This window comes from Streptomyces sp. NPDC051018, assembly GCF_044456085.1.
Classification (GTDB): domain Bacteria; phylum Actinomycetota; class Actinomycetes; order Streptomycetales; family Streptomycetaceae; genus Streptomyces.
Genome location: NZ_JBITFN010000030.1, coordinates 1 through 21,911, shown reverse-complemented (window position 1 = coordinate 21,911; position 21,911 = coordinate 1). Strand labels below are relative to the sequence as shown.

General features: G+C 72.2%; 17 protein-coding genes, 4 tRNA genes and 1 other RNA gene. 9 read left to right on the top strand and 13 right to left on the bottom strand.

The window, feature by feature from the left end:
- Positions 1-8: 8 nt before the first annotated feature.
- From ACIBCM_RS32730 to purS, 7 genes are all read right to left on the bottom strand, one after another.
- Positions 9-827, bottom strand: coding sequence for an META domain-containing protein (locus tag ACIBCM_RS32730; protein ID WP_399249664.1), 819 nt, complete (start codon positions 825-827; stop codon positions 9-11).
- A 184-nt stretch (positions 828-1,011) separates the two neighbouring features.
- Positions 1,012-1,791 carry a sterol carrier family protein gene (locus ACIBCM_RS32725; RefSeq protein WP_399249662.1) on the bottom strand — a complete coding sequence of 260 codons (780 nt, stop codon included), beginning with the start codon at positions 1,789-1,791 and terminating at the stop codon, positions 1,012-1,014.
- 58 nt (positions 1,792-1,849) lie between these two features.
- Entirely contained in the window at positions 1,850-2,758 is a 909-nt protein-coding gene (locus ACIBCM_RS32720) for a M23 family metallopeptidase (RefSeq protein WP_399249660.1), read from the bottom strand.
- Positions 2,759-2,775: 17 nt separating this feature from the next.
- A complete protein-coding gene (locus ACIBCM_RS32715; RefSeq protein WP_399249658.1) occupies positions 2,776-3,276 on the bottom strand; it encodes an ArsR/SmtB family transcription factor in 501 nt (166 codons plus the stop codon).
- A gap of 171 nt (positions 3,277-3,447) precedes the next feature.
- Positions 3,448-5,697: a phosphoribosylformylglycinamidine synthase subunit PurL gene (gene purL, locus ACIBCM_RS32710; RefSeq protein ID WP_399249656.1), complete on the bottom strand. Its 2,250-nt coding sequence runs from the start codon at positions 5,695-5,697 to the stop codon at positions 3,448-3,450.
- On the bottom strand, positions 5,694-6,398 hold the full coding sequence (purQ, locus tag ACIBCM_RS32705; protein ID WP_399249654.1) for a phosphoribosylformylglycinamidine synthase subunit PurQ: 705 nt from the start codon (positions 6,396-6,398) through the stop codon (positions 5,694-5,696). The genes purL and purQ overlap by 4 nt, the downstream gene beginning before the upstream one ends.
- Positions 6,395-6,643 carry a phosphoribosylformylglycinamidine synthase subunit PurS gene (gene purS, locus ACIBCM_RS32700; RefSeq protein WP_389274350.1) on the bottom strand — a complete coding sequence of 83 codons (249 nt, stop codon included), beginning with the start codon at positions 6,641-6,643 and terminating at the stop codon, positions 6,395-6,397. Before purS ends, purQ begins: the two co-directional genes overlap by 4 nt.
- A gap of 343 nt (positions 6,644-6,986) precedes the next feature.
- On the opposite strand from purS, the gene ACIBCM_RS32695 reads away from it, so the two are divergent.
- From ACIBCM_RS32695 to ACIBCM_RS32660, 8 genes are all read left to right on the top strand, one after another.
- On the top strand, positions 6,987-7,322 hold the full coding sequence (locus ACIBCM_RS32695; RefSeq protein ID WP_399249652.1) for an Lsr2 family protein: 336 nt from the start codon (positions 6,987-6,989) through the stop codon (positions 7,320-7,322).
- Between the two features lie 115 nt (positions 7,323-7,437).
- Positions 7,438-7,509 (top strand) — tRNA-Gly (locus ACIBCM_RS32690).
- Between the two features lie 79 nt (positions 7,510-7,588).
- Positions 7,589-7,661, top strand: a tRNA-Gly gene (locus ACIBCM_RS32685).
- Between the two features lie 288 nt (positions 7,662-7,949).
- Positions 7,950-8,867, top strand: a complete 918-nt coding sequence (locus ACIBCM_RS32680; protein WP_399249650.1) for an ABC transporter ATP-binding protein — start codon at positions 7,950-7,952, stop codon at positions 8,865-8,867.
- A 1-nt stretch (position 8,868) separates the two neighbouring features.
- Complete coding sequence (locus ACIBCM_RS32675; RefSeq protein ID WP_399249747.1) at positions 8,869-9,660, top strand: ABC transporter permease; 792 nt, start codon at positions 8,869-8,871, stop codon at positions 9,658-9,660.
- A gap of 27 nt (positions 9,661-9,687) precedes the next feature.
- A complete protein-coding gene (locus ACIBCM_RS32670; RefSeq protein WP_399249648.1) occupies positions 9,688-11,259 on the top strand; it encodes a histidine kinase in 1,572 nt (523 codons plus the stop codon).
- A 256-nt stretch (positions 11,260-11,515) separates the two neighbouring features.
- A complete protein-coding gene (locus ACIBCM_RS32665) occupies positions 11,516-12,124 on the top strand; it encodes a response regulator (protein ID WP_399249646.1) in 609 nt (202 codons plus the stop codon).
- Positions 12,125-12,145: 21 nt separating this feature from the next.
- Positions 12,146-12,218, top strand: a tRNA-Gly gene (locus tag ACIBCM_RS32660).
- A 78-nt stretch (positions 12,219-12,296) separates the two neighbouring features.
- Here ACIBCM_RS32660 and ACIBCM_RS32655 read toward each other — a convergent pair.
- From ACIBCM_RS32655 to ffs, 6 genes are all read right to left on the bottom strand, one after another.
- Complete coding sequence (locus ACIBCM_RS32655; protein WP_399249644.1) at positions 12,297-13,199, bottom strand: phosphoribosylaminoimidazolesuccinocarboxamide synthase; 903 nt, start codon at positions 13,197-13,199, stop codon at positions 12,297-12,299.
- Positions 13,200-13,249: 50 nt separating this feature from the next.
- Positions 13,250-14,707: a N,N-dimethylformamidase beta subunit family domain-containing protein gene (locus tag ACIBCM_RS32650; protein WP_399249642.1), complete on the bottom strand. Its 1,458-nt coding sequence runs from the start codon at positions 14,705-14,707 to the stop codon at positions 13,250-13,252.
- A gap of 625 nt (positions 14,708-15,332) precedes the next feature.
- Positions 15,333-17,003, bottom strand: coding sequence for a hypothetical protein (locus tag ACIBCM_RS32645; RefSeq protein ID WP_399249640.1), 1,671 nt, complete (start codon positions 17,001-17,003; stop codon positions 15,333-15,335).
- 731 nt (positions 17,004-17,734) lie between these two features.
- Positions 17,735-18,985 carry a phosphoribosylamine--glycine ligase gene (gene purD / locus ACIBCM_RS32640; RefSeq protein ID WP_399249638.1) on the bottom strand — a complete coding sequence of 417 codons (1,251 nt, stop codon included), beginning with the start codon at positions 18,983-18,985 and terminating at the stop codon, positions 17,735-17,737.
- Positions 18,986-19,043: 58 nt separating this feature from the next.
- Complete coding sequence (locus ACIBCM_RS32635; RefSeq protein WP_399249636.1) at positions 19,044-21,461, bottom strand: DNA polymerase III subunit gamma and tau; 2,418 nt, start codon at positions 21,459-21,461, stop codon at positions 19,044-19,046.
- A gap of 59 nt (positions 21,462-21,520) precedes the next feature.
- An RNA gene (gene ffs, locus ACIBCM_RS32630) (signal recognition particle sRNA small type) lies at positions 21,521-21,617 on the bottom strand.
- Between the two features lie 72 nt (positions 21,618-21,689).
- Between ffs and ACIBCM_RS32625 the strand changes: the two genes are divergently transcribed.
- Positions 21,690-21,777 (top strand) — tRNA-Ser (locus tag ACIBCM_RS32625).
- Positions 21,778-21,911: the final 134 nt, after the last annotated feature.

The following is a 21,911-nucleotide window of genomic DNA, read 5'->3' as shown; positions in this document are numbered from 1 at the left end:
CCCGGCGCTCAGCCGCCCGCGACGGCGGCGAGACTCCGTTCCCCGGGGCCGGTCAGGGTCAGCCCGCGGTGCTGCACGCTGAAGGTCACCTGTCCGTTGAGCACCTTCAGCAGATGGGCTTCCACCTGGCCTTTTGCGCCGTCGCACAGCATTTTGGTGCTGGCGATCCGGCCGAGGGCGATCTTCTGGCCGGAGACCTTCGCCGTACCGGTGAAGGTGTTGCAGCCGAGGTTTCCGCGGACGGTGCCGTCCTTGCCGAGGACCAGATGGGCGGCTCCCTCGGCTCCCGCGGGCACGGAGGCGGCCACATCGCCTGTGATCAGGGAGTTCACGGTCCACTTGGTACCGAGGAGCGGGGTCGGGGACTCGGCGGTGAGGGTGACGGTGTCGCCGTCGCCGCTGTCGGTGAGTGTGAGTTTCTTCTCGTCGGCGGAGAGATCGGCCTTCAGCCGTCCTCCGATGACCGAGAGCAGGGTCTCCTCGAAGTCCGCGGCCGGCTCGGGGCAGCCGATCATGGTCCGCTCCACCTGGCCCAGGACCAGGGCGTCACCGTCCAGCCCGGCGTCCGCGCGGAAGGTGTTGCACCCGCTGTTGCCCTGGACCGTGCCCCCGTCGGGGAAGTGCAGGCTCGCGCCCGCCGGGGCCGTCGTCTTCCTGCCCTCGGATGTCAGGCTCTCGATGTTCCAGCGCACGTCCGTGTAGGGCAGATCGGTCAGGGCCCGGTGACCGGCCGCGCCGGCGCCGTCTCCGGACACTGTCTGCGAACCGCAGGCGGTGAGCGTGACGAGGGCCAGGACCGCGACGGGGATGATCGGCAGGGTACGCATGCCCCTGGGACGGAGACGGCGGGACTCCGGTTCCGTACGACTCTTCCCCGGGCTCGCGTTTCCGTACGGCCCCGGTCCGGTACGGCTCTGTGCCTCAGGCCCCCGGTTCCGTACGGGCTCCGGTCCGTACGGGCTCCGGTCCGTACGGGGCTGCTCCCTATACCTCCGGATACCCCCGGGCGCCTCAGCCCAGGACCGGGAGCAGGGCGGTCAGGTCGGCGCGCTCCCCGCTGGCGCTGACCCGCGCCGCGCCGAGGGCCTCGGCCCACTCCGTACGACCGGTGGCCAGGCGGATCCAGGTCAGCGGGTCGGTCTCGACGACATTGGGCGGGGTGCCCCTGGTGTGCCGGGGGCCCTCGACGCACTGCACCACCGCATACGGCGGCACCCGCACCTCGACCGAGCCGCCCGGGGCCTTCACCGCGAGCGCGTCGGCGAGCAGCCGGGTGCAGGCGGCGAGCGCCTGGCGGTCATGCGGGACGGACAGTCCGGCGTCGTTCAGGTCGTCGGTGTGGACGGTCAGCTCCACGGCCAGGGTGACCAGGAAGTCCTCCAGCCGCATGGCCCCGACACGGGTGGGGACGATCCGGTGGCCCGGGGTGTCGGCCAGGGCGCGGGCGAGGCGGTCCGCGACGCGCGGGTACAGCTCGTCGAGCGGTCCCGCGGCGGCCGGCTCCCCGGTGTCCTCGTCGCTCGGGCCGCCGTACGCGGCGGGCCACCCCAGCAGGCCGACCTCGGCCTTCGCGGGCTCCGGCCGCTCGATGGCGCGGACGACGCCGTCCGCCGCCAGCGCCATGTGCGCGGCCAGTTCGCGTACCGTCCACTGCCCGATCCTGGTGGGCAGCGCCAGTTCGGCGGGGCCGAGGGCCTCGACGGCCGTACGCACACTGCCGAACTGGGTGAGCACGGCCGCGCGGGTCCGTACGGGGTCGTAGCTGCGGGGGCGCTTTCTCACCGGGGGCATGGCCGTGAGCCTAAGGGCTGTGACCGGGCCGTGTGGCCCTGAGGGCGTCCGGGACCGGTCAGACGTCCTGGTCGCACGGTTCGGTCACCGGGCCGGTCACCGGTGGGGCGGTGGGGACGGTAAAGGTCTTCCCGTTGGACGGGACGCCGATGCCGTGCCAGCTGAAGGGGAGGCCCCGCGCGGTGTCGAGGTCCGGGCCGTCCATGAGCTGGAAGTGGACATGGGGTTCGGAGGAGTTGCCCGAGTTGCCGCACTCGGCGAGCCGCTGGCCCGTACGGACCCGGTCGCCCGCGCGGACGGCGAGGGAGCCGCGCCGGACATGGGCGTACAGGGCGTACGTACCACCGCCGAGGTCGAGCACGAGGTGATTGCCGGTGACCCGGGAGGGCCCGCCCAGCGAGCGGAAGAATCCCTCCAGGACCATCAGATAGACGACCATCGGCAGTGAGGTGCGGCTCAGATGGTCGCGCTGACCGTCCGAGGCGTGGACGACGGTGGCGTCGGCGACCGCGAGCAGGGGCCGGCCATGGGCGGGGAACGCGCTGCTCGGGCGGACGAGCGGCCAGAGCCAGGAGAAGCCCGGCCGCTTCCCGGCACCGTCGCCCTCGCCCTCGCCCTGGCCCTCGGCGACGATGTCGATCGCGTACGTCTGGCCGAAGCCGTGGGTGCCATGGCTCGGGACCTTGTCCGCCGGACTGTTCAGCGCGGTCCAGCGGCCCGTGACCGGCGGGGCCACCTCGATGGCGGGCGGGCGCCCCAGGGCGGTGTGCTCCCCGCGGGCCGCCCGGCCGTTGAGGAGGTCGAGCGCGACGGCGGGAACGGCGGCCGGCAGCACCCACAGGGAGGACCCGGGCAGGTCGAGGGAGAGATCGGTGATCAGAAGCACGACGAAGGCGACCCAGCAGATCCGGGCGAGGACCGCCATCGTCTTGCGGCTCCGGCTCCGGCCCTCATGGCGTACGGACATCGTGCTCCTCCCCTGGGTTACGGACAGGCCGCGCTGAGGACCACCAGCAGCGGGACCACCCGCGCGGCGGGGACCTCGTAGCGGCCACGGCTCTCGATGTGCAGCCAGCCGGTACCGGTGAGCTGGCGCAGGTGGTGGTAGACCTTGCCGGTCGTGCCGAGCCCCACCAGCTCGGTCAGCTCGGCGACGGTGCGCCTGCCCGCGAGGATCTCCCGCAGCAGCCGCAGCCGTACGGGGTGGCCGAGCGCGGCGAACGATTCGGCGGCGTCCGACCAGTCGCTTTCGATCAGCTCCTCGGTGAGGACGCCGTACTGCCACTCGTACCGGTCACTCGTCGGCAGCCGTACGGCCCCGGTGAACATCACGCCCCCGTCGGCGGCGCCGATCCCGGCGAGCTGTTCCTTGAAGCCCTCCAGCGCCCACAGCGGGCCTTCGCCCACGGGCGGGGCCTCGGCGGGCTTCTCCTCCAGTGCGCTGATCCGGCGCTCCAGCCCGGCCACGCGCTCTTCCAGGTCCATGACTCCGAAGATACGTAATTACGTAATTTCATTCAAGGGGGTCATGCCATTTCCAGGGGCCAGGGGCCAGGGGTCATGGGCATGGCTGAGCCCCTGCCCGAAGGTGCTCGGACAGGGGCTCGTGGTGGTGCTGTCACCGGGCCGGGGCACCGGTCCGGCCATGACGGGCTGCTACGCGAACAGACCGGGAAGGGTCTCCTCGTGCGCGGTACGCAGCTCGCTCAGCGCGATGCCGAACTCACCCTGGACCGCGACCTCGTCGCCGTCCACGACACCGATACGGGTCGCGGGCAGCCCGCGCGCCCCGCACATGTCGGTGAACCGCAGTTCCTCACTGCGCGGCACCGCGACGACCGCGCGGCCCGCCGACTCGCTGAACAGGAAGGTGAACGCGTCCAGCCCGTCGGGGACGACCAGCCGCGCGCCCGTCCCGCCGCGCAGACACGACTCGACGACCGCCTGGATCAGCCCGCCGTCCGACAGATCGTGCGCCGCGTCGATCATTCCGTCGCGGGAGGCGGAGATCAGGATCTCGCCGAGCAGCTTCTCCCGGTCCAGGTCCACGGCCGGGGGCAGCCCGCCGAGGTGATCGTGGATCACCTGCGACCAGGCCGAGCCGCCGAACTCCTCACGGGTGTCCCCGAGGAGATAGAGCAGCTGCCCCTCCTCGGCGAACGCGATCGGCGTACGGCGGTTGACGTCGTCGATCACCCCCAGAACCGCGACCACGGGCGTCGGGTGGATCGCCGTCTCACCGGTCTGGTTGTAGAGGGAGACATTGCCGCCGGTGACCGGGGTGCCGAGCTGGAGACAGCCGTCCGCGAGACCACGGGTGGCCTCGGCGAACTGCCACATCACGCCCGGGTCCTCGGGTGAGCCGAAGTTCAGACAGTCGGAGATCGCCAGCGGCCGGGCGCCGGAGGCGGCGACATTGCGGTACGCCTCCGCGAGCGCGAGCTGGGCACCGGCGTACGGGTCGAGCTTGGCGTAACGGCCGTTGCCGTCGGTCGCCATCGCCACCCCGAGGTTGGTCTCCTCGTCGATCCGGACCATGCCCGCGTCCTCGGGCTGGGCGAGAACCGTGTTGCCCTGCACGAAGCGGTCGTACTGGTCCGTGATCCACGCCTTCGACGCCTGGTTGGGCGAGGCCACCAGTTTCAGGACCTGCTCGCGCAGCTCCTGGCCGGTCGAGGGGCGGGGCAGAGCGCCCGCGTCGTCCGCCTGGAGGGCGTCCTGCCAGTCGGGACGGGCGTACGGGCGGTGGTAGACCGGGCCCTCGTGGGCGACGGTCCGCGGCGGGACGTCGACGATCTGCTCTCCGTGCCAGAAGATCTCCAGCCGCTCGCCCTCGGTGACCTCCCCGATGACGGTGGCGATGACGTCCCACTTCTCGCAGATCTCCAGGAAGCGGGCGACCTTGTCCGGCTCGACGATCGCGCACATGCGCTCCTGCGACTCGCTCATGAGGATCTCCTCGGGCGAGAGGGTCGCGTCGCGCAGCGGCACGGTGTCCAGGTCCACGCGCATACCGCCCGAGCCGGCGCTCGCCAGCTCGCTCGTCGCACAGGACAGACCCGCGCCGCCGAGGTCCTGGATGCCCGCGACCAGCTTCTCCCGGAAGATCTCCAGGGTGCACTCGATCAGCAGCTTCTCCTGGAAGGGGTCGCCGACCTGGACGGCGGGCCGCTTGGCCGGGCCGGTGCTCTCGAAGGTCTCCGAGGCCAGTACGGAGACACCGCCGATGCCGTCGCCGCCGGTACGGGCGCCGTACAGGATGACCTTGTTGCCGGGGCCGGACGCCTGCGCGAGATGGATGTCCTCGTGCTTCATCACACCGATACAGCCGGCGTTGACCAGCGGATTGCCCTGGTAGCAGTCGTCGAAGACGACCTCACCGCCGATGTTGGGCAGGCCGAGGCAGTTGCCGTAGCCGCCGACACCCGCGACGACACCGGGCAGCACGCGCTTGGTGTCGGGGTGGCCGGCCGCGCCGAAGCGCAGCGGGTCCACGACGGCGACCGGGCGGGCGCCCATCGCGAGGATGTCGCGCACGATGCCGCCGACGCCGGTGGCCGCGCCCTGGTAGGGCTCGATGTAGGAGGGGTGGTTGTGCGACTCGACCTTGAAGGTGACCGCGTACCCCTGGCCGACGTCCACGACGCCCGCGTTCTCGCCGATGCCGACGAGGAGCGCGTCGTTCTCGGGGGCCTTGTCGCCGAACTGCTTGAGATGCACCTTGCTCGACTTGTACGAGCAGTGCTCCGACCACATGACCGAGTACATCGCCAGCTCGGCGCCGGTCGGGCGGCGGCCCAGGATGTCCCGGACGCGCGCGTACTCGTCTTCCTTGAGACCGAGTTCGGCCCAGGGCTGGTCCGCCTCCGGGGTCTCGGTCGCGTGCTTGACGGTGTCGAGTGTCATGCCGTGACCAGCTTCTTGATGATCGAGGTGAAGAAGGCGAGGCCGTCGGTACGGCCGGTGCCGATCAGGGGCTCCACCGCGTGCTCGGGGTGGGGCATCAGCCCGACGACATTGCCCTCCGCGTTGGTGATACCCGCGATGTCACGGAGGGAGCCGTTCGGGTTTCCGTATCCGTCCGCCGCGGCGCCGCCGGTGGCATAGCGGAAGGCGACCCTGCCTTCGGCCTCCAGCTCGTCGAGAACCCGCTCATCGGCGACATAACGGCCGTCGATGTTCTTCAGCGGTACGGAGATCTCCTGGCCCTGTTCGTAATCGGAGGTCCAGGCCGTCTCCGCGTTCTCCACCCGCAGCTTCTGGTTGCGGCAGATGAAGTGGAGATGGTTGTTGCGGAGCATCGCACCCGGCAGCAGATGCGACTCCGTGAGGATCTGGAAGCCATTGCAGATACCGAGAACCGGCATGCCCGACCTGGCCTGGTCGATGATCGTCTCCATCACCGGCGAGAACCGGGAAATGGCTCCGGCGCGCAGATAGTCGCCGTAGGAGAAGCCCCCGGCGAGGACGACCGCGTCGACCTGCTGGAGATCTTTGTCACGGTGCCAGAGGGAGACGGGTTCGGCGCCCGCGAGACGCACGGCCCGCAGACTGTCCCGGTCGTCGAGCGTGCCGGGGAAGGTGACGACTCCGATACGAGAGGTCACGACTCGTCGACCTTTACGACGAAGTCCTCGATGACGGTGTTGGCGAGGAAGGTTTCGGCCATCTCGTGGATGCGGGCGAGGGCGGCTTCGTCGACCGGCCCGTCCACCTCCAGTTCGAAGCGCTTCCCCTGACGTACGTCCGCGATGCCGTCGAATCCGAGGCGGGGCAGTGCGCGCTGCACCGCCTGCCCCTGGGGGTCGAGGATCTCGGGCTTGAGCATGACGTCGACTACGACGCGTGCCACGGGCACTCCCGGGTGGTGTGTTGCTGGGGCGGTCCGCCCAGCGTACCCGGCCGGAATTTCTACCCGCGTAGACGGGGGTGGATATCGGGCGGCCGGACCGGGTACGCGGGCAGGCACCGTCACCGGGAAGGCGCAAGGTAACGGACGGCGAAAATCCTGGGAAATATCCCGGGAGTCATTGCGCGGGACACGCGCAGGTAATTGCGCGGGCTTCACAATGTGCGGTCGGCCGCTGTACAAAGGAATACATGAGAGCCGCTTGTGGCCCTCAAGTATCCGGAAATCCGGTATCACCACATGTCAGAACCGGGGACGGTGGTACCACGGGAAAGGACCGATATCCGTGGCTCAGCGAGTAGTGATCGCACTCTTCGACGACATCGACGGCGGAGAAGCGGCGGAAACGGTCATGTTCGGTCTGGACGGGAAGTCGTACGAGATCGACCTCAATACCGCCAACGCAAAGAAACTGCGCAAGGCGCTCGCGCCCTACGTCGCCGCGGGCCGAAAGCAGACAAACCCCGGGAAGCGCGGCAGGCACCGCGGCGCCTACAAGCACACCGCGCTGGAGCCGGCGCCCGCGGCCGTCCGGGCGTGGGCGCAGTCCAACAAGATGGATGTGCCGGCCCGGGGGCGGATCCCGAAGGCGGTCTACGAAGCCTTCCGCGAGGCGAGTTGAGCAGGCCCGGCCGCCGGCGGCCGGGCGTGTTCGGAGTTGCGCTGCACCCCAGGGCGTCGGCTAGAGTCTGAAGCACGCCGAGGGGCGAGGCCGCAAGGCCCCACCTCAGCAGCGTGCGGGTGTAGTTCAGTAGTAGAACATCCCCCTTCCAGGGGGAAGGCGCAGTGTGCGATCCCTGTCACCCGCTCTCATCGCTCGAACCGGTCATTCATTCGGATCGGGTAGGGTGGTGTCGCACCGCTCGGTGAGAGCCGCGCGGGAGCAATGCGGACGTGGCTCAGTTGGTAGAGCATCACCTTGCCAAGGTGAGGGTCGCGAGTTCGAATCTCGTCGTCCGCTCCGATGAAAGATCGAGGCCCTGGTCGGAAGACCGGGGTCTTTGTCGTTTCCGGTCGGAGGACCGGCGCCTTTGTCGTGTCCGCGCCGTGTTGGGCGCATCCATCGATTGGCCCCCGCTTATCCGGCCATGACCTCCCGTCATATCCGGCCATGTCCCCTCGCCGCACCGGATGCCCGTCCGCCGTCCGCCCCGCCCGTACGGCGATCGGCGGCACCGATGACATTTGTCATCACCGCCGGTGACAGCGCGCACTGCCCGCCTCATCACACGGGCGGAAACCTGGAGGCATGACCAGGGACCAGTACGTGATCACGGCGGAGGACCTGCGGCGCAGCTACGCGGGTGGCTTCGAGGCCGTGGGAGGAGTCTCGTTCTCGGTGGCGCGCGGGGAGATCTTCGCGCTGCTCGGGACGAACGGCGCGGGGAAGACCTCCACCGTCGAGCTGCTGGAAGGGCTCGCCGCCCCCACCGCCGGGACCGTTCGGGTCCTCGGCCACGACCCGTACCGCGAGCGGGCGGCCGTGCGCCCCCGGATCGGTGTGATGCTCCAGGAGGGCGGCTTCCCCGCCGATCTCACCGTGGCGGAGACCGCCCGGATGTGGGCCGGATGCACCAGCGGGCCGCGCCCGGTCGACGAGGCTCTGGGGATGGTCGGGCTCGGCGAGCGGGCCCGCGTACGGGTCAAGCAGCTCTCCGGCGGTGAGCGCCGGCGGCTCGATCTGGCGCTGGCGCTGCTCGGGCGCCCCGAGGTCCTCTTCCTCGACGAGCCGACGACCGGACTGGACGCGGAGGGGCGGCGCGACACCTGGGATCTCGTACGGGCGCTGCGCGACACCGGCACCACCGTGCTGATGACCACGCACTATCTGGAGGAGGCCGAGTCGCTCGCCGACCGGCTGGCGATCATGCACAAGGGGACGATCGTCACCGCGGGCACACCCGCCGAGGTGACGGCCTCCCGGCCCGCCCGGATCCGTTTCGTCCTGCCCGCGGGAGTGCCCGTGGGGCGGCTGCCCCTGTCCCTGCGGGCCGGTGCGGACGGCCGGCGGATCGAGATCCGTACGCATCGGCTCCAGGACTCGCTGGAGGAGCTGCTGCGGTGGGCGCGGGAGTCGGATCTGCGGCTGGAAGGGCTCGACGCCCGCTCGGCGTCGCTGGAAGAGGCGTTCCTGGAGATCGCACAGACGGAAACGGCGGGTGTCTGACATGGCGGCGACGACGGCGACCGGGGCGCGCAGCACGACGGCGGGACGGCTCACGGCCCTCGGGCGGGCCGAGCTGACCCTGCTCGTACGGAATCGGACCGCGCTCTTCGTGGCGCTGCTGATGCCCCTGCTGATGGTGCTGGCGATGAAGTCGTCGCTGGACCGGGTCGATCTGGGCAAGGCCGGGATGACCATGGCCGGGGCGGCGGTGACCGGCGGCATCGGGATGGTGCTGCTGCTGGTCGTCCATCTCAATCTCGTCTCCACCTATGTGGCGCGGCGCGAGGAGCTGGTGCTCAAGCGGCTGCGCACGGGCGAGGTGTCCGACCGGGAGATCCTCGCGGGGACCGCGCTGCCTGGCGTCGGGCTCGCGCTCGTGCAGTGCCTGGTGCTGGTGGCGGCCGGTGTCACCGTCCTCGATCTGGGGGCGCCGGAGCGGCCAGATCTGCTGATCGGGGGCATCGCCGCCGGGGTGGTCCTGCTGACGGCCCTCGCGGCGCTCACCGCGGCGGTTACCCGGACCGTGGAGAGTTCGCAGATCACCACGATGCCGATGTTCATGATCTCGGTGGCGGGCTCCGGACTGCTCGTACCGCTCGAAGTGATGCCCGAGAAGATGGCCGCGGTCTGTGAACTGCTGCCGCTGAGCGGGGTCATGATGCTGGTACGGGCCGGATGGTTCGGGGCGGGCGACAACGGGGAGCTCATCACGGCCGTCGGCACCGCCTTGGCCTGGACCGTGGTCTCGGTGTTTGCTGTGCAGCGGTGGTTCCGCTGGGAGCCCCGCCGCTGACCTGTTGTTTTCCCTGGAGGAGTCGCCGTGCGGGTGAAGGGCTGGAGCGGGCGCAGCGGGCTCGCCAAGGTGGATCTGTACACGCGCGGCACGGTCTATCTGATCGTGTGGATCGCGGCGCTCGGGCTGACGGCCATGACCCTGTCGTCCCCCGTACGCGAACGGGCGCCGCTGCCGCTCGCCGTCCTCGGGCCGGTGCTCGGCATCGCGATCGGGCTGGTCTGCGGGCGGCTCGCCCGGCGCGCGATGGACTCCTATCTGGGGCAGGGGCGGGTGTCCTCGCGGCTGATCGGGTGGGCCGTCGCGATGACGGCCGCGGAGTCAGGTGTCATCCTCGCGCTGACGTTCACGGTGCCCGGCGACGATCTGCTGGGTCTGTTCCCCTCGCTGATGGCGTGGACGCTGATGCCGCTGCTCACCGTGCACTGTCTGCTCGTCCGCAAGTGGACCACCGTGCTGGTCCAGGTGGCCGTGCTGACCGTGGTGTGCGGGCTGGTCGCGCTGTTCGTGGGACGGCCCGGGGCTGTGCTGGTGACCTTTGTCGTCATCGGGTTCGTGAACGGGTGGATGGCGTTCACCTCACGGGCGTCGATGTGGGTCCTGGGGGTCATGTGGCAGCTGAGGCACGCCCGTGATGTCGAGGCACGGCTCGCGGTCGCGGAGGAACGGCTCCGCTTCGGCCGCGATCTCCATGACGTCCTGGGCCGCAATCTCGCGGTCGTCGCGCTCAAGAGCGAACTGGCCGTCCAGCTCGCCCGGCGCGGGCGCCCCGAGGCCGTGGACCAGATGAGCGAGGTCCAGCGCATCGCGCAGGACTCCCAGCGCGAGGTCCGCGATGTGGTGCGCGGCTACCGCGAGGCGGACCTCCGGGTGGAGCTGGAAGGGGCGCGCGCCGTGCTGGACGCCGCCGGGATCACCTGCACGGTGGTCCAGGACGAGGTGGAGCTGCCCGGTGAGGTGCGGTCCGCCCTCGGATGGGTCGTACGGGAGGCCACGACGAACGTCCTGCGCCACGGGGACGCACGGCGCTGCACGATCTCGCTGGGCACGGTGGACGACTCCGTGGTCCTCGTCGTCGAGAACGACCGGGCGGGCGAGGTCTCCTTCCTCTCGGTCGGCGGCGGCTCGGGGCTCGCCGGGCTGCGGGAACGCCTCTCCGCGGTGGACGGCACCCTGAACTCGGGCCCGGTGCGGGGCGGGCGCTACCGGGTGACGGCGCGGGTTCCCCTGCGTGCGGGGACGCCTGCGGGGGCTGGGGCGGAGACTGCGGTGGGGGCCGGGACGATGGCGGGAGCGGGTGCCGAGACAGGCCGGGCAGCGGGGTCGGGCCGGGAGCAGGGGCCGGAGAGCGGGCGGGGGGCCGGAACCGGGCCGGAAGCGGGGGGCCGGGCCGGGACCGGGCGAGAGCCGGCTGTGGGCGTGCCCTTGGAGACGCCCCCGGCGGCGGGCGCGGCCGCGGAGACCGCTCGGGAACCCTCCGTACCCGGCCGGACCGGCCACCAGCGACCCGAACGGTCCGAGTGGCGCGACCCGAGACCGGCGCCCCGGCGCATCGGCCCGGACAGCGCACCCGAGCAGGGCATGGAGGGCGCGGCATGAGAGGGCGTGGGATCAGAGGGCGTGGGACGACGCACCGCGCGCCCGGGACGTCTCCGAGCGGGCGGGAGACCCGGGGGCGGGCGCGGAAGGCACCGGAGCCGGCCCGCGAGGCATGGGAGACACCGAAGCCGGAGACACGGAGGGCGACGCGGGCCGCGGGGCCGATCGCCCGCACCCGGCCCGGGGTCCCCCATCGGATCGGCGACGGCCCCCGGACGGCGGCCGGAGCAGGAGTACGTACGCACGAGGTGACCGCATGACCGTCCGCGTACTGCTCGCCGACGACGAGCACCTCATCCGTGGTGCCCTCGCCGCGCTGCTCGCGCTGGAGGACGATCTCGAAGTCGTCGCCGAGGCGGCCTCCGGCACCGAGGCGCTCGCCATGGCCCGGGCCCACCGGCCGGACGTCGCCGTGCTCGATCTCCAGATGCCCGGCGCCGACGGTGTGAGCGTGGCCACATCACTGCGGGCCGAACTCCCCGGGTGCCGGACGATGATCGTCACCAGCCACGGTCTGCCGGGCCATCTCAAACGCGCCCTCACCGCCGGGGTCCGCGGTTTCGTCCCCAAGACCGTCAGCGCCCGGCGGCTCGCCGAGATCATCCGTACCGTCCATGCCGGAAACCGTTATGTGGACCCGGAATTGGCCGCCGACGCGATCTCCGCCGGGGATTCGCCGCTGACCGCGCGCGAGGCCGAGGTGCTGGAACTCGCGGCGGACGGCGCCCCGATCGCGGAGATCGCCGAGCGGGCGTCCCTGTCCCAGGGAACCGTACGGAACTATCTGTCGTCGGCCGCGTCCAAGCTGGGGGCCGAGAACCGGCATACCGCGGTCCGTCTCGCCCGGGCGCGAGGTTGGGTATAGTGGGCTGCGCGCACGGCGCACGCGGACGTAGCTCAGTTGGTAGAGCGCAACCTTGCCAAGGTTGAGGTCGCCAGTTCGAACCTGGTCGTCCGCTCGGTGTGAAGGCCCCGGTTCTCCGAAGAGAACCGGGGCCTTCCGCGTCGGCCCCCGGATGAGGTCCAGGTCAGGGGTATCAGCTCCAGGTCAGGCCCGTCAGGCGCTCGTACGCCTCCACGTACTTCGCCCGGGTCGCCTCGACGACCTCCGGCGGAAGCGGGGGCGGCGGCTGCTCGCCGCGGGGGTCCCAGCCGGACGCGGGCGAGGTCAGCCAGTCGCGTACGTACTGCTTGTCGTACGAGGGCTGGGGGCGCCCCGGCTGCCAGGTGTCGGCCGGCCAGAAGCGCGAGGAGTCCGGGGTCAGCACCTCGTCCGCGAGGATCATCCGGTCGTCGCCGTCGAAGCCGAACTCGAACTTCGTGTCGGCGAGGACGACACCCCGGTCACGGGCGACGTCCCGGGCGCGGGTGTAGACGGCGAGCGTCGTCTGGCGCAGCAGGGCGGCGGTCTCCGCGCCGACCTGGCGGGCGACCTCCTCGTGGCTCACATTCTCGTCGTGGTCGCCGACGGCGGCCTTGGTGGCGGGGGTGAAGATCGGCGCGGGCAGCTCGGAGCCGTCGGTGAGGCCCTCGGGGAGCGCGAGCCCGCAGACCGTACGGGTCTCCCGGTACTCCGCGAGCCCGGAGCCGGTGAGATAGCCGCGGGCGACGGCCTCGACGGGGATCATGCGCAGGGATGTGCAGACGAGCGCCCGGCCCTCCCAGTCGGCGGGGGCGTTCTCGGGGAGGTCCGTGCTCAGTACATGGTTCGGCACGATGTCCTGGAGCAGCTCGAACCACCACAGCGAGAGCTGGGTGAGGATCCGGCCCTTGTCGGGGATCTCGGTGGGGAGGACCCAGTCGTACGCGGACATGCGGTCGGTGGCGACCATGACGAGGTGGCCCGCCTCGTTCCGGTAGAGCTCGCGCACCTTCCCGGTGTGCAGATGCACCAGGCCCGGCACCTGGATCGGTTCGGGCTTTTCGACGAATCCGGACACGGTTCCTCCGCGTTGCTCACGACTGGTAGGTGCCCATTGTCCCAGTCGTCTCAGTCGCGTTTGCAGATGCGGTCGAGGAGGTTGGCGGTGGCACGCTGGATCCGCGTGTCGACGTGCCCCGGACGGTCGAGGGCCGGGGACCAGGCGAAGGTGCCGGACGCGAAGACGAGCGCGCCGGACGGCGCCCGGTAGAGCGAGGTCTCCTGGTGCCGGAGCGCGCCCCCGCCGTCCCGGTAGGGGGAGTGCGCGAGCAGGATGCGGCGCCGGTGGTCGGGGAGCGGGGTGCGGGGGAAGTAGCGGTCCGCCTCGCCCGCCACCAGCCCCGGCAGCTCGTCGCCCTCGCCGGCGCCGGTCGCCTCCCATAGCCAGTGGCCCGCGTTCCGTACGACCAGGGGGTGCGGCTCGGGGACCCGGCCCGCGTACTGGATGCCCAGCAGTTGCTGCTCGGCGCGGTCGATGTCCCGCCAGAGCGCGGGCTTGCCCGGACCGCGGCGCTTGCGGCAGGTGAGCAGCCGGTTCGGTACGCCCGAGGCGGACGCGCCCAGCTCCACCTGCCAGTACATGGTGTTGGCGGAGAGGAAGACCAGGGAGGTGCCGCGGTCGCGCGCCGCCTCGGCGGTACGGCGCATGGGGGCCGACCAGTACTCGTCGTGGCCCGGGAAGACCAGGCCCCGGTAGCGGGCGGGGTCGACACGGCCCGCGTGCAGATCGCCGGTGTCGGCGTACGCGAGGTCGTAGCCGTACCGCTCAGCCCAGCGGATGAAGTCGTAGGCGTGGCCGACGTGCAGGGGCAGCCCGGCGCCCGCGTAGGGGCGGTCGAACGACACCGTGATGGCCGCGTCCGGCTCGCCGAGGAGCCGGCCCTCCTCGTCCCAGGCGTGGTAGAGGCTCGCGCCGGTCCGGCCGTCCTCGGGATAGAGGTTGTACGCCTGCCAGGTGATGTCCGGGAGGAGCAGCAGCAGATCGGCGGGCCGGTCGTCGCGGACCGTGAACGGGATGTGGGAGCGGTAGCCGTCCACGGTGGTCAGGACCGCGACATAGGCGCCCACCGACCAGAACGAGGGCACCTGGAGCCGCCAGGACATCCACCAGTGGTGGCAGGAGACCGTACGGCCCGCGGTCAGCGGGGGCGGCTGGACGATGCCGGAGAGCCGGGGGCTGGTGGTGACCTTGAACGCGCCGTGTCCCGCGTAGTGCCCGATGCGGTAGACGTCGACCGAGAACTGCTGCGGCGGGTCCACGGTGATGTGGAAGTCGATCGCGCCGCCGGGGGCGACGGCGCCCGTGGAGACGAAGCCCTTGATCTGGCGCCGTACGTCGTCGGCCGTGCGGGGGGCGCGGGCGCTCCGGCCGCGGTCGGGGTCGGCGTACCAGGGCACCGCCTGTCCGCTGGCGTCGATGTACTGCTCACTGCTGCGCAGCCAGGGCAGCGGCCCCTGTCCGAAGGGGTCCGACACGGCATGGGCGAGAGCGCCCGATTCCCACCGCCGGATCTGCTCCGCCCCCATGGTTCCGCGCCCCTCCTCGTACCCGCCCCGGCCCGTCCGCGACCCTCTTCACGGACGCCCCCGCACATCGGTGCGCAACGGTGCCCACCCACGCACGTCCATGCGCGTCCGCGCGCATCCCGTGCCGCGTCGACCCGGCCGACGCCGATCTCCAGCACATCACATTACGCACCCGGGCGGTCACCCTTCGTTGTGAATTGTTGCTCGCTTGAGTTTTTTCGTGCGGGTTCGGCGGTGTTTTCGATGATTCGGGGGTGGTGGGGTGCTGTTGGGGTGCCGGGGCGGTGGGGGCGTGCGGTGGGGGCGTGCGGTGGGGGCGGGTTCACGGCGGTGCTCCTCGCCGAGGGAGCGCGGGCGCGGGGGCTGCGTACGGTGGGGGCGGGCTCGCGACGGGTGCGGGCACGGTGGCGCGACGCCTGCCACGGGTGCGGGCAGCACCCCGGTGCGGGGGCGCTCCGGTGCGGACGCGCTCCGGCATGGCGTCGGGCAGCACGGACGCTGCCTGGGTCGGCGCCCCAGGCCCGGGGGCGGGGCGTCCGTGAGGCGTGGGGCGTGCGTGCCGGGGTTGTACTCGTACGAGACGGGGAGACGGGGCCGTACACGGGGTCGTACGGGGGAACGCGCGCTACACCAGGCGGACCGGCTTCTCCGGGCGGATGCCCGTCGTCGTGAGCCAGCTGCGCAGGGGGCCCGGGTCGCCGTCCTCCGTGAGCGTGAGCACCCGGGTGGTGAGATCGGCGCAGCGCTCGCCCTTGATCAGGAGCGCGGGGCCGTCCAGCCAGTCGAGGCCGGGGGCCGCGCCCGCCGTGTCGACGGCGGCGCAGCAGACCATCGCGGTGACATGGTCGGCGAGCAGTTCCCGCCCCGTGCGCGGCGGCTGAAGCGGGAAGAGGGGCAGCGGATCCGCGCCCCAGCCGTTGAGCGAGTCGCCCGCGCTCCTGGCGACGGGCGTGACGGCGGCCGCCTCCTCACGGGCGACCTCCGCGCTGATCCCGGCCGCGAGATGCTCACCGGCCTCCTCACCGACCTCTCCGGCGAGATGACCCATCACCCGCGCGAGCGTAGGGCCGTCGGGGCCGGACGAGGGGGCCACCCCGAGCCCGTCGAGCACTCGGTGGAGCCGGGCCGCCTCCGTACGCCATTTGCGGTCGACGACCTCCTCCGGGTACTGCCGCCAGTCCACCGGGGACCAGTCGGGTCCGGTCTCGGCGGGACCGCCGTGGAAGAGACGGGCGGCGAGCAGCGACGCGGCCTCGTCGATCAGCCCCGGCTCCTCCAGCAGATCGCACGCGGGCCGCTCGCCCAGCCGGGAGGCGAACCCCTCGGCGAGGCGATCGCGGCGGGACAGCTCGGTGAGGGCGGAGACGACGCCCGCGTCCAGCCGGGACGGCCAGCGGCCCATGCGCCAGGCGGGCAGCGCGACGCGGGTCAGCAGCCGGTCCCAGCCCGCGTACGCGAGGCCGACCTGCTCCTGGGCGACGATCCGCAGTCCGTAGTCCACGGTCTGCGCGCGCTCGGAGGCGGCGGCCGCGACCCCGCGCTCCATCTCGGCGGCGGCGGACTGGCAGCCGCGCAGCAGCAGCCGGGCGACCCATCCGACAAAGCCGAGCGCCGCCTTCCGCGGGGGGCGCAGTGGTCGTATCAGGCCGGGGGCGGGGCTCTCCGCGACGGCGACGGCCGCGTCCAGGCCCCGTACGAACCGGCGGGCAGCGGCTATGTCGGGGTGCGCGGACGCCGCCGTGCCGGCCACCACGGGGGCCAGCAGGGCGCGCAGCTCGGCGACCCGCATCCACCACAGGAACGGCGAGCCGATGACCAGCACAGGCGCCTCGGCCGACCGCCGCCGGCGCCCGCCGCGTATCGCCTGGGGCAGGGCGTGGGCCGGGTGCGTACGGTCCTCCAGCCAGCTGTCGCAGTCCGGGGTGAGCGCCAGCGCGGAGGGCGCGGGCACCTCCAGGCGCTCCGCCAGATCTCTGACCAGGCGGTACAGATCGGGGGCCGAACCCTCGGACACCTCGACGGTGGGGCTGAGCGCCGGGCTGGCCCGGACGATCACCGCCGCGACGGCCGCCGCGATCAGCAGCACGGCCACCGCGGCCACGCCCACGACCATCCGCGCGGTGTCCCAACTCCCGCCGCTCATATGGCCGGTGACACCACCCGCGAGGAGCACGACGGCAACGGCCGCGGGCAGCAGCGCCACGGCCACCGCCCTGCTGCGGACGCGCAGCACGGCCAGCGCCCGTGAGCGCGCGGCCAGTGCGCCGATCGACTCGTCGATTCCGGTACCGGACACGATCCGTCCTCACCCCCTCTGCCCTGCGACGGTGTAGGTGTACTCCCCCACTGTGGCACCCGCCACCGACATCGCAATGCCGGTGGGCCAAGTGCCGGAACGCCTCCGCCGCACCATAGTTGGGGCTTCGGCGGCCGTCATCCGGATGGCTCAGCGTCACTCGATGGAATGGCTTTGGGCAAAGGTGATGACGGGTTTCCGACGGTATGGGTTCAGTACGGGTCCCGTACTGAACGGCAGGGAAACATTTCGCGCCACGGGCCCGGAATCCGGCCGGGGCACGGGCACGGGCACGGGTACGGGTACGGGGGACGGGCAGTTCGGCGGGACGCGGGACTTCGCCGGGCCCCGGCCCCGGGGTGCCCGTACTGCCCCGGTACACGAGGTGCCAGGGGGCCGTGAGGTCCCCGGGGCGCGGGCGGCTGCACGGGCCCGCGGGTTCCTGAGAAGTGCGTCACCCACACGGTGTGCGGGGCCCTGAGCCCGATGCGAGGCCGCCCTTCGACACCCCGGCGGGCTACCGCCGATCGGCCCGCGGCACCCCCACCGGACAGTCCGGCTCCCCGGTTCCCCGGCTCCTTGGGCTCCCTGGCGGGCCGCTCACGAAGCCCCTGGCCCGGGGCGTCCGCGCATCCGTTCGGCGCCCCTCGGTGCCGGGGCGTCCGAGCCCGGATGCCCCCGATCGACCGGGCTGGGGGGACCGGGGCCGGTCCGAGCCCGGCGCGCGGGGGCTATCCCTCCGCGACCGCGCGGGCGATGTCGGTGCGGTGCTGGGAACCGTCCAGACGGATCCTGCCCACGGCCTCGTACGCCCGCTCCCGCGCCTGCCGCAGGTCCTTCCCCGTCGCCGTGACGGACAGGACCCGTCCGCCCGCGCTGACGACATGGTCGCCGTCGCGCCGGGTCCCGGCGTGCAGAACGTACGCGTGGGGCGCATCCTTCGCCGCGACGTCGTCGAGCCCCTCGATCGGATCACCCGTTCGGGGGGTGTCCGGGTAGTTGTGCGAGGCGACGACCACGGTGACGGCGGCCTCGTCGCGCCACCGCAGCGAAGGCTGGTCGTCGAGGGTGCCGTTGGCCGCGTGGAGGAGTACGCCCGCGAGCGGGGTACGCAGCCGGGCCAGCACGACCTGGGTCTCCGGGTCGCCGAAGCGCGCGTTGAACTCGATGACCCGTACACCGCGCGAGGTGATCGCGAGGCCCGCGTACAGCAGTCCGGCGAACGGCGTACCGCGCCGGCGCAGCTCGTCGACGGTCGGCTGGAGAACCGTCTTCATGACCTCGTCGACCAGCTTGGGGTCGGCCCAGGGCAGCGGCGAGTAGGCGCCCATGCCACCGGTGTTGGGGCCCTCGTCGCCGTCGAGCGCGCGCTTGAAGTCCTGGGCGGGGCTCAGCGGAACGACGGTTTCGCCGTCGGTGACGGCGAAGAGGGAGACCTCGGGGCCGTCGAGGTACTCCTCGATGACGACCCGGCCGCAGGCGATCGCGTGCTCGCGGGCGGCGGCGAGATCGTGGGTGACGACGACGCCCTTCCCGGCCGCGAGACCGTCGTCCTTGACGACGTAGGGGGCGCCGAAGGCGTCGAGGGCCTCGTCGACCTCCGCCGGGTTCGTACAGACATAGCTGCGGGCGGTCGGCACACCGGCCGCCGCCATGACGTCCTTGGCGAACGCCTTGGAGCCCTCCAGCCGGGCCGCCTCGCGGGAGGGGCCGAAGCAGGGGATCCCGGCCGCGCGTACGGCGTCGGCGACTCCGGCGACCAGCGGCGCCTCGGGCCCGACGACGACGAGCCCGGCCTCCAGACCGGCCGCCAGACGGGCGACGGCGTCGCCGTCGAGGGCGTCGACCGGGTGCAGCTCCGCGATCTCGCCGATGCCGGCGTTGCCGGGCGCGCAGTGCACAGCGGTGACGTCGGGGTCGAGGGAGAGAGAGCGGCACAGGGCGTGTTCGCGGGCGCCGCCGCCGATGACAAGGACCTTCACGGGCGCCAGCCTAACCGTCGCCCGGCACTCGCCCGTACGGGCCTCCGAACAGGTCCCCCTATTCGTTTGTGTATTCCTCCACGATGGTCGCGCCCAGTTCGCGCACGATCAGATCGTGACCGGAGAGCGCCGAGTCCACCAGGTCCGGGTCGTCGTCCTCGGGCATATCGTCCTCTGGGGCGACCGGGGGCGGGGTGTGCGCCTGGGTGTCGGGGGCGGAGCGCTGCGGTCCGTCGGGCCGCCGGGCGGCGGCCGGAGCGGTGTGCTGTACGGGGGAGGGCGGGCCGCCGGGGGTGTACGCCGGTGAGGCGGGCGGGGACGCGGGAGGCTGGGCGGAGGCGGAGGGCTGGGCCGGGCGGGCCGCGGCGAATCCGCCCTGGCCGGGGTGCCCGCCCCCGGCGCCCGGGGTTCCCTGGCCCGCGGGGGTGTGCGGGGCGGCCTGCCCCGGGGGGGCGCCGTAACCGCCGGGGCCGCCCGGGCCCGGTGTGCTCTGACCGCCGGGGCCCCCTCCGGCACCGCCCGAGGGGTCGACGATCGCCTCGACCTTCCACTGCACGTTGAACTGCTCCGCCAGAGCCTGCCGCAGCACATCCTCGCTGCCGCTGCTCGCGAAGTTGTCCCGGGCTCCGGCGTTGATGAAGCCGAGCTGGAGGGTGGTGCCGTCGAAGCCCGCCACCTGCGCGTTCTGGCTGAGCAGGATCCAGGTGAACCGGCGGCGGTTCTTCACGGCCTCCAGGATGTCCGGCCACATGTTCCGTACCTGCCCGGCGCCCTGGGCCATACCGGGCGAGGGCGCGGAGGCCGGTGCGCCCGGGGAGGCGGGGGCGGCGGCCGGTGCCGCCGGTGTCGCCGGGGGCTGCTGGGCGGGGGGCCGGGCGCCCTGGCCCGGGGCGGACGCGGTGGGCCAGCCGCCGGGACGTCGGCCGGTCTCGGCGGCGGGCGCCTGGGCGGGGGCCTGTCCGGAGGGCTGGGCCTGCCCGGGGCTCTGCTGGGCGGGGGCCTGCTGGGGGCTCTGCTGGGTGGCGGCGGGCCAGGCTCCCGGCCGCTGCTGTGCCTGCGGTGGCGGCGGCTGCTGTGCCTGCGGTTGCTGATGGGGGGCGGGGGGCACGCCCTCGGCAGCGATTCCTCCGGGTGTGGTTCCTCCGGGCCGGACACCGGGATCCCGGACCGGCTCCCTGACGACCGGACCGTCCGGACCGGGCATATGGGGGGCGGCCTCGGGCCCGGGGACGTACCCCATGGCGACCATCCCGGGGCCGGTCCCGGCGGCAGGTCCCGCCCCGGGCGGACCGGCGGAGAACGCGACCGCCGCCGCGGCGCCTCCCCGCTCCAGCCGCTCCAGCCTGGCCAGCGTCGAACGCTCGTCGTCGAAGGCGGCGGGCAGCAGCACCCGGGCGCAGATCAGCTCCAGCTGGAGCCGCGGCGAGGTCGCCCCGCGCATCTCGGTGAGCCCGGCGTTGACCAGGTCGGCGGCACGGCTCAGCTCGGCCGCACCGAAGACGGACGCCTGTGCCCGCATCCGCTCCACCACATCCGCGGGTGCGTCGATCAGCCCCTTGTCCCCCGCGTCGGGCACGGCCGCGAGGATCACCAGGTCCCGGAGCCGCTCCAGCAGATCGGCGACGAAGCGCCGGGGGTCGTTGCCGCCCTCGATGACGCGGTCCACGACCTCGAAGGCGGCGGCTCCGTCCCCGGCCGCGAAGGCGTCCACGACCGAGTCGAGCAGTGACCCGTCCGTATAGCCGAGGAGGCCGGTGGCCATGGCGTAGGTCACGCCCTCCTCGGTCGCGCCCGCGAGCAGCTGGTCCATGACGGACATCGAGTCCCGGACCGAGCCCGCCCCGGCCCGTACAACAAGAGGGAGCACACCGTCCGCGACGGGGATCTTCTCCCTGCCGCACACCTCGCCCAGGTAGTCCCGCAGGGTGCCGGGCGGCACCAGCCGGAAGGGGTAGTGGTGCGTACGCGACCGGATGGTGCCGATGACCTTCTCGGGCTCGGTGGTCGCGAAGATGAACTTCAGATGCTCCGGCGGCTCCTCGACCACCTTCAGCAGAGCGTTGAAGCCCTGCGGGGTGACCATATGGGCCTCGTCGATGATGTAGATCTTGTAGCGGCTGCTCGCCGGCCCGAAGAACGCCTTCTCCCGCAGATCACGCGCGTCGTCCACACCGCCGTGCGATGCCGCGTCGATCTCGATGACATCGATCGACCCCGGCCCGTTCCGGGCGAGGTCCTGGCAGGACCGGCACTCACCGCAGGGCGTCGGCGTGGGCCCCTGCTCACAGTTCAGACAGCGCGCCAGGATCCGCGCACTGGTCGTCTTCCCGCACCCTCGCGGCCCGCTGAACAGGTACGCGTGATTGACCCGGTTGTTCCGCAGGGCCTGCTGCAGCGGGTCGGTGACATGCTCCTGCCCGATGACCTCGGCGAACGACTCGGGGCGATAGCGGCGGTACAGCGCAAGGGACGACACACCTACGAGGCTATCGGGCCCCACCGACAACCGTCCCCCACCTGTACCTCTCCCCCAAACGCAAGGGCCCCCCACGCACCCGCCAGAGCCGACCTACCCTTGCTGCCTTCCGGCCCTGGGGGAGTTCAGTCAGATAGCGCCACGTGAGGGGCTGCGCACAGGGTACCCGATCGCGAGGGGTGGGAACGAGTTCGCGAGCACTCCTCGGCGTCTTGTATTGTTTGCGGCGGAGGATTCGCCTAGTGGCCTAGGGCGCACGCTTGGAAAGCGTGTTGGGGGCAACCCCTCACGAGTTCGAATCTCGTATCCTCCGCCAGTGCCTCACCGGGCACTAACGTCGAAGGCCCCGCTGTTCCTTGGGTTCAAGGGGTCGTCGCAACACCACTTGGTTTCAGGTGGTGAGTAGATCACGTAGACGCTCGGCTGGGGTATCCCAGCCGAGCGTCTTGC

Bases quoted from the DNA above. Each gene is read 5' to 3' on its own strand.
- ACIBCM_RS32730 (WP_399249664.1), bottom strand. From the start codon at position 827: ATGCGTACCCTGCCGATCATCCCCGTCGCGGTCCTGGCCCTCGTCACG.
- ACIBCM_RS32725 (WP_399249662.1), bottom strand. From the start codon at position 1,791: ATGCCCCCGGTGAGAAAGCGCCCCCGCAGCTACGACCCCGTACGGACC.
- ACIBCM_RS32720 (WP_399249660.1), bottom strand. From the start codon at position 2,758: ATGTCCGTACGCCATGAGGGCCGGAGCCGGAGCCGCAAGACGATGGCG.
- ACIBCM_RS32715 (WP_399249658.1), bottom strand. From the start codon at position 3,276: ATGGACCTGGAAGAGCGCGTGGCCGGGCTGGAGCGCCGGATCAGCGCA.
- purL (WP_399249656.1), bottom strand. From the start codon at position 5,697: ATGACACTCGACACCGTCAAGCACGCGACCGAGACCCCGGAGGCGGAC.
- ACIBCM_RS32680 (WP_399249650.1), top strand. From the start codon at position 7,950: ATGACCAGGGACCAGTACGTGATCACGGCGGAGGACCTGCGGCGCAGC.
- ACIBCM_RS32675 (WP_399249747.1), top strand. From the start codon at position 8,869: ATGGCGGCGACGACGGCGACCGGGGCGCGCAGCACGACGGCGGGACGG.
- ACIBCM_RS32665 (WP_399249646.1), top strand. From the start codon at position 11,516: ATGACCGTCCGCGTACTGCTCGCCGACGACGAGCACCTCATCCGTGGT.
- ACIBCM_RS32650 (WP_399249642.1), bottom strand. From the start codon at position 14,707: ATGGGGGCGGAGCAGATCCGGCGGTGGGAATCGGGCGCTCTCGCCCAT.